Below are 6,143 nucleotides of genomic sequence, written 5' to 3' on the forward strand. Positions count from 1 at the left end.
AGACCGATCGCAGCGGCCGGTGGGGCGGGACCGCGGACGCGGTCCGCGCCTCCGTCGACGAGCTCGACCTGCGCGGTGCCGAGGAGCTGTCTGCCCCGTTGCCGGCTGTCGTCCACCGGGACCTCATCGGCGCGGGGACGTTCACCGCCGAGCACTACGACGCGCTGACCCGCCCCCGTGCGACCCGTCTGCCACGGATCGAGCTCCTCGGCCGCACGGACGGCGCCCGTGGTCACTCGCAGGCCAGACCCTCGACCCCGCCCCGGTCCAGCGCCGGGCGGTAACCGGGCTGGTCCGCGCGCAGGGGTGCCGCGCCGGCCGCGCGCACGGCGGCGCAGTCGGGGTAGTACACCTCGTCCACCGGGGCCGGTCCCGCGGCGCCGGCGCTCCCGGCGGGCGGGACGTCGCGGGGCACCTCCTGGTCCGGGCACCCGTTCAGCACGTCCGCCATCGCGTCCCGCTCGGGGGCCGTCACCGAGAGCTCGTAGCGGGTCTTGACCGCGATCTGGGTGGCCACGTACTCGCAGCGGAAGGACTGGTTCGGCGGCAGCCACGCGGCGGCGTCGGAGGCGGACTTCTCCCCGTTGGTCGGCCCGTCCACGGCGCGCAGGTTCAGGGGGTCGTTGGCCAGGGCGGTGCGCTCGCCCTGGGTGAGCCGGTCCGCCCCGGAGATCCACGCGTCCTTCAGGGCCACCACGTGGTCGATCTGCACGTCGGACGAGGTCAGCGGTCCGCGCCGGAACGCGATGGTCCGCCCCGTGTAGGGGTCCTCGAGGGTCCCGGAGAGGACCCTGCACCCGTCGCGGTCGAGGACGTCACCGGTCAGGTCCCGGGCCAGGACGTCGTTGCGGGCGTCGCAGCCGTTGCCGTCGGGATCGGCCCAGTCCCCGAACCGGGCGAGCCGGTCGTAGTCCGCGCCGTCCCCGGCGGCCTCGACCGGCAGGGCCGCGAGGGCCCGTGCGGCGGGGGAGACGGCCTCCACGGCCTGCGGCGTGCACCCGGCCAGGACGCCCAGGGCCAGGGTGAGCGGGACGAGCACACGGGTCCGGGCCGGCTCGAACCTGCGCACGTCCCCCTCCGTTCCTGTCGGTGCTCCCGGAGGTCTCATTCTCGCAGGTCGGCCGGGCTGCGGAGGGGCCGCCCGGTCCGGCCGGCCCCCGGCACGCGTCGGCCGGCCGTCGTCAGGGCAGGTCCTCCACGGCCGCCACCGCGAGGTCCGGGTGGTCGGAGAAGAGCCCGTCCATGCCGGCCTCCACGAAGGCCCTGATCTCGCCCGCCAGGTCGCCGTGCTCGCGGGGATCGGCGCTCGATCGGTGCTCGGCGGGCAGGAAGACGTTCTCCGCCCGGAAGGTCCAGCCGTGCACCTCGAGACCGGCGGCGTGGGCGTCGGCGATGACGGCCGTCGGCTCGCCGAGGGTGTCGTCGGCCTCCCGCGGGATCATGACGTCCTTGCACGCGCCGAGGACGTCGGCGTAGGACGCGATCTCCGTCAGGCCCTCCGCCGTGGTGAGGTCCGCGTAGCCGCGCGGGTCACCGGCGGCGGCGAGGTCGAACGGCGCGCCCGAGCAGTTGACCAGCTGGGCGAGGCGGACGTCGGTCAGTCCGTCGAGCTCCCGCAGGTTGGCGGTCTCGAAGCTCTGCAGGACCACCGGGTCCTCCTCGTCCCCGTAGCCGTTGGCCTCGAGCACCTCGACCGCCCGCTCCTCCAGGGACAGGCCGATCGAGTCGAAGTAGGTGGGGTGCTTGAGCTCGGGAGCGATCCCCATGGGCTCGCCGTCGCAGGTCCGCGAGCGGCGGGCCAGGTCCACGACCTCCTCGAAGGTCGGGACCGGATGGAGGCCGTCGAAGGCGGTGCTGCCCGGGCGCAGCTCCGGGATCCGTTCCTGCGCGCGCAGGGTGCGCAGCTCGGCCAGGGTGAAGTCCTCGGTGAACCAGCCGGTGACCTCGGTGCCGTCGACCACCTTGGTGGTGCGCCGCTCGGCGAACTCCGGGCGGTCCGCCACGTCCGTGGTGCCGCCGATCTCGTTCTCGTGCCGGGCGACGAGCTCACCGTCCTTGGTGGGGACGAGATCGGGCTCGATGTGGTCGGCGCACTGGGTCATGGCCAGCTGGTAGGCGGCCAGCGTGTGCTCGGGCCGGTAGCCGGAGGCGCCGCGGTGCCCGATCACCTCGGTGCCCGTCCCGGCCCCGGGCCGGAGGCGCTCGCGGCCCAGCACGATGAGCTCGGTGTCGTCCGGGGTGCCGGGCCGGCGGGCGTCGTTGCCCGGGTAGTTGTTGTCGTTGCCGACCAGCAGGCGGCCGTCCCGCAGCTGCAGGACCACCTCGACCGACTGCTGGGGGAAGGAGAACTGCTCGCTCACGCCGTAGGCGCCGGGAGAGGTCCCGGTGCCGATGCCGGCCGGGTTGTCGATGGCGAGTAGATCGGCCACCAGCTTCTTCTCGAGGTGCCCGGAGTCCTCCGTGCGACGGAGGTCGACGGCGTAGACCCGCTTGGTGACCGCCGCGGGGCCGTCGAGGTCGTCGCGCTCGAGGACCAGGAGCCGGTTCTGCTGGGTCAGGAACGCGTCGCCCACGAGGTTGGCGTCGGTGTCGGTCTCGTAGTCCCACGTGCGGCCGGTGTACTCCCGCGTCCTGGTGTCGAACTCCAGGACCAGCCGGCGGCGCGGGTCGTCGTCGTCGGCGAGGGCGCCCTCCAGGATCGGGTACAGGTATCGGCCGTTCCTCGAGCCGGCCATGGCCTCGAAGCTCTTGCTGGCGCCGACGGCGGGCTGCTCCCCGTCCTCGAGGTAGGGGCTCTGCGGCGACTCGAGCGTGCCCGTCCCGCCGTCGCGGACGTCGGCCAGCGGCACGGGCTCCTCGAGCACCACGCCCTCGGCGTCCACGTGGAGCAGGAAGGGGCCGAACTCCTCGCCGATCCAGAACGTGCCGTCCGGCTGGCGGACCACGGACTCCACGTCGAAGTCGTTGCCGGTCAGCAGCCGCTCCTCCGTGTCCTCGTGCACCAGGGGGAAGGGGACCCGGTGGTGCGGATCGCGCAGCGACACGTGCTCCCGGACCTCGATGTCCCCGGCCCCGCCCTCGGCGGTCTCCCACTGCGGGGCGATGCGGTAGAGCCGCAGCAGGAAGTCCGCGGAGTTCTCCTGGTTGCCGAAGCCGTTGTCCGGCATGGCCCAGAAGGTGCCGTCGCCGTTGTCGACCATGGCGGAGAAGCCGGGGATCACCTGGCCGTCGAACGGGCCGGTGCGGCCGTTCGCCGGTGTCGCGTCCGCCCCGGACGGCGGGCCCTCGGCGAGATGGTCGGCGGAGAGAGTGGCGCGCTGCTCGAGCACGGGCACGGTGGCGGGCCCCCCGCCCGGACCGCCGGGATGGGCCACGGCCCCCGGCGTCGTCATGACGAGGACGGCCGCGGCCAGTGCGGCGGCTGCTGGAACTCTGCGCATGCGCCGAGCGTAGGTCCGGGGCGTGGCCGGGCGGTGGCCAGCGGGGAACATGACGGCGAACGACCCCGCGCCGGGTGTTCACCGATCGTGGCCCGACCTGGGGCTCCAGGAGCGGGGCCGGGGGTCCCGGCGCCGGCACGGTCGGCTCACAGCTGCGGCACGCACTGCCCGGCACCCAGCTTCGCCAGGCCGGCCCGGTCCCCGGCCGAGAGGGACGTGACCCCGCCCGCGGGGTGCATCATCTGCGTGGGGTCGTCCACGTGGGCGAGCCCCACCACGTGGGCCAGCTCGTGCACGACGGTCGCCCGGACGTGGGCCGCCCCGTCCGGGTGCTCCAGGACCCGCGCCAGGCCCGGGGCGTCCAGGACCACCTGGCCGGTGACGTAGACGAACGGCCGCCCCGGCGCCTGCCGGGGCGTGCTGCCGCCGAGGCCCACCACGTTCCCGGCCAGCCCCGGCAGCTCGGTCTCGTCCGCCCACGCGATGAGCACAGGCGCCCACTGCCGGCCGTAGCGGTCCGGCTGATAGGGCGCGCGCTGCTCGGCGGGGCCCTCCGTCGTCGTCCCGCCGGCCACGAAGCGCAGGCCGGTGGCGGCGGCGATCTCGGCGACGGCCTCCTCGACGAGCTGTCCACCGCCGGGCGGGGCGCCGTCCGGGCGCACCACGTAGTGCACCGGCCGGCACGGGTCGTAGGCGACCATCGGCTGGCCGGGATCCGGGGAGTCCATGAAGCGGTAGCCCCCGGCGTCCTCGACCACCGGGGGTGCGCCGAGGGGCGCCCGGGCGGCGCCGACCCCGGGCGGGGGCGCCGACGCGTTCGGCAGGTAGGGGCGGATGACCGGCAGCGCGTAGTCCTGGAAGAGCCCGGGCGTGAACCAGAGCATGAGCAGCACCACGACGCCCACGGCCGGGGCTCCCCGCCACGTCCGGCCGCGCCGCCGGGGGAGCACCGCCGGCCGCCGGGCGGAGCGGCGCCCGGCGCGCTCGTCGCGGGTCCGGGGCGAGGCGCTCCGATGCGGCGTGACGCCACCGGGCTGGTGCATGTGTCCTGGTTTCCGTGCTGGACCGGGCCGTCGCACCGATCCCTTTGAGTGTACGAAAGCAAATCAATGGAGGGGGAGTTTTTCCCGCGCGTGACAGGGAACCGTCCGTCCCCACTCCTGCCTACACTGGCCCGACGCAGCCCGGACCCGAAGGAGCACCGCAGTGCAGACCACCCCGCACCAGAACGTCACCTTCCCCTCGGCCGGGGGGCAGGCCCACGGCTACCTGGCGCTGCCGGCCGGCGGCCGCGGCCCCGGTGTGATCGTCATCCAGGAGTGGTGGGGGCTGACCGACCACATCCGGGACGTGGCCGACCGGCTCGCCGCCGAGGGCTTCGTGGCCCTGGCCCCGGACCTCTACGGCGGGTCCGTCACCCACGACGGCGAGGAGGCCGCCGAGATGATGTCCCGGCTGCCCGAGGACGAGGGCGTCCGGCTCCTCGCCGGATCGGTCGACTTCCTGCTCGGTCACGAGGCGGTCACCAGCTCCACGGCGGGCGCGATCGGCTTCTGCATGGGCGGCGGGTTCGTCCTGGCCCTGGCCGCCGACCAGGGCGGGCGGATCGGCGCCGCGGTGCCCTTCTACGGGGTCGGCCAGGGCGTGCCGGACGCCTGCCACGGGGTGCGCGCGGCGGTGCAGGGCCACTACGGCCGCGAGGACACGTCCTATCCGGTCGAGAAGGCCGAGGCGCTCGAGGAGCAGCTCCGCCGCGAGTCCTCCGCCCCGGTGGTGGAGTTCCACTACTACGACGCCCCGCACGCCTTCCACAACGACCGGAACCGGCCGAACCACCGTCCCGACGCCGCGGCCACGGCCTGGGAGCGCGCGGTCGCCTTCCTCGAGGAGCACGTGCGGTAGCCGACGACGACGGCTGTCCCCCGAACCGCCCACCAGGGGAAACGCCCTGCGGCGCTGGTTGTTGCCAGGATGTAGGGAACGGTGGCGCCCGGCGGCGGGCGTGGTGGAACTGGGGCTTCCCGGAGGCAGATCTGTGGCCGGGCGGTGGAACGGCGCTCCGTAGTTTTGGAGTCAACGAACCACCGCAGCGCACCGCCGAACGAAGGGCTCCTCCCATGACCGCCACCGCCGTCGCCACCGTCTCCCGTCCCCGTCGCTACCGCGTCCTGGTCCCCCTGGCCGGCCTCGCCGCCGCCGCCGCGCTCGCCGTGGGCTCCGGCGCCGACTTCACCTCCAACTCGGTGAACGCGGCCAACGCCTTCACCACCGGCACCCTCACCCAGACGAACTCCAAGGCCAACGCCGCAGTGTTCAACCTCGACAACATGAAGCCCGGGGACACCCTCAACGGCTCGGTGACCATCACCAACTCCGGCTCCCTCGGCGCCGGCTTCAAGCTGACGGAGACCGCGAGCAACGGCTTCACCACGAAGTCCAACCTCAAGCTCACCATCACCGAGTCCGGATCGACCTCCCCGGTGTGGACCGGCACCTTCGGCGAGCTCACCGCCGCCGGTCCGCTGGCGCTGGGCGACTGGGCCCCGGGCCAGGCCAAGACGTTCGTGTTCAGCGTCACGCTCGCCCAGAGCGCCGACAACACCGAGCAGGGCAAGACCGCCACGGCCACCTACACGTGGGACGCCGTGCAGGCAAAGGCCACCACCACCAACCAGTGATCCACCCGGCGGGGCCGGTCCGCAC

At 74.2% G+C, this 6,143-nt stretch carries 5 protein-coding genes; 2 read left to right on the forward strand and 3 right to left on the reverse strand.

Annotated elements, in window-relative coordinates:
• Positions 1-232: 232 nt before the first annotated feature.
• From ACFU0Y_RS05775 to ACFU0Y_RS05785, 3 genes are all read right to left on the reverse strand, one after another.
• On the reverse strand, positions 233-1,069 hold the full coding sequence (locus ACFU0Y_RS05775; protein ID WP_380213500.1) for a DUF1524 domain-containing protein: 837 nt from the start codon (positions 1,067-1,069) through the stop codon (positions 233-235).
• Positions 1,070-1,181: 112 nt separating this feature from the next.
• Entirely contained in the window at positions 1,182-3,440 is a 2,259-nt protein-coding gene (locus ACFU0Y_RS05780) for an esterase-like activity of phytase family protein (RefSeq protein WP_380213501.1), read from the reverse strand.
• A gap of 146 nt (positions 3,441-3,586) precedes the next feature.
• The gene (locus ACFU0Y_RS05785) at positions 3,587-4,483 is read right to left on the reverse strand and encodes a peptidase (RefSeq protein ID WP_380213502.1); all 897 of its coding nucleotides are present in this window, start codon (positions 4,481-4,483) and stop codon (positions 3,587-3,589) included.
• Between the two features lie 163 nt (positions 4,484-4,646).
• Between ACFU0Y_RS05785 and ACFU0Y_RS05790 the strand changes: the two genes are divergently transcribed.
• Together ACFU0Y_RS05790 and ACFU0Y_RS05795 are read left to right on the forward strand one after the other, a co-directional pair.
• A complete protein-coding gene (locus tag ACFU0Y_RS05790) occupies positions 4,647-5,342 on the forward strand; it encodes a dienelactone hydrolase family protein (protein ID WP_380213503.1) in 696 nt (231 codons plus the stop codon).
• Positions 5,343-5,557: 215 nt separating this feature from the next.
• Entirely contained in the window at positions 5,558-6,118 is a 561-nt protein-coding gene (locus tag ACFU0Y_RS05795) for a TasA family protein (RefSeq protein ID WP_380213504.1), read from the forward strand.
• Positions 6,119-6,143 lie beyond the last annotated feature (25 nt).

Source organism: Kocuria sp. NPDC057446, from assembly GCF_042802875.1.
Classification (GTDB): Bacteria; Actinomycetota; Actinomycetes; order Actinomycetales; family Micrococcaceae; genus Kocuria.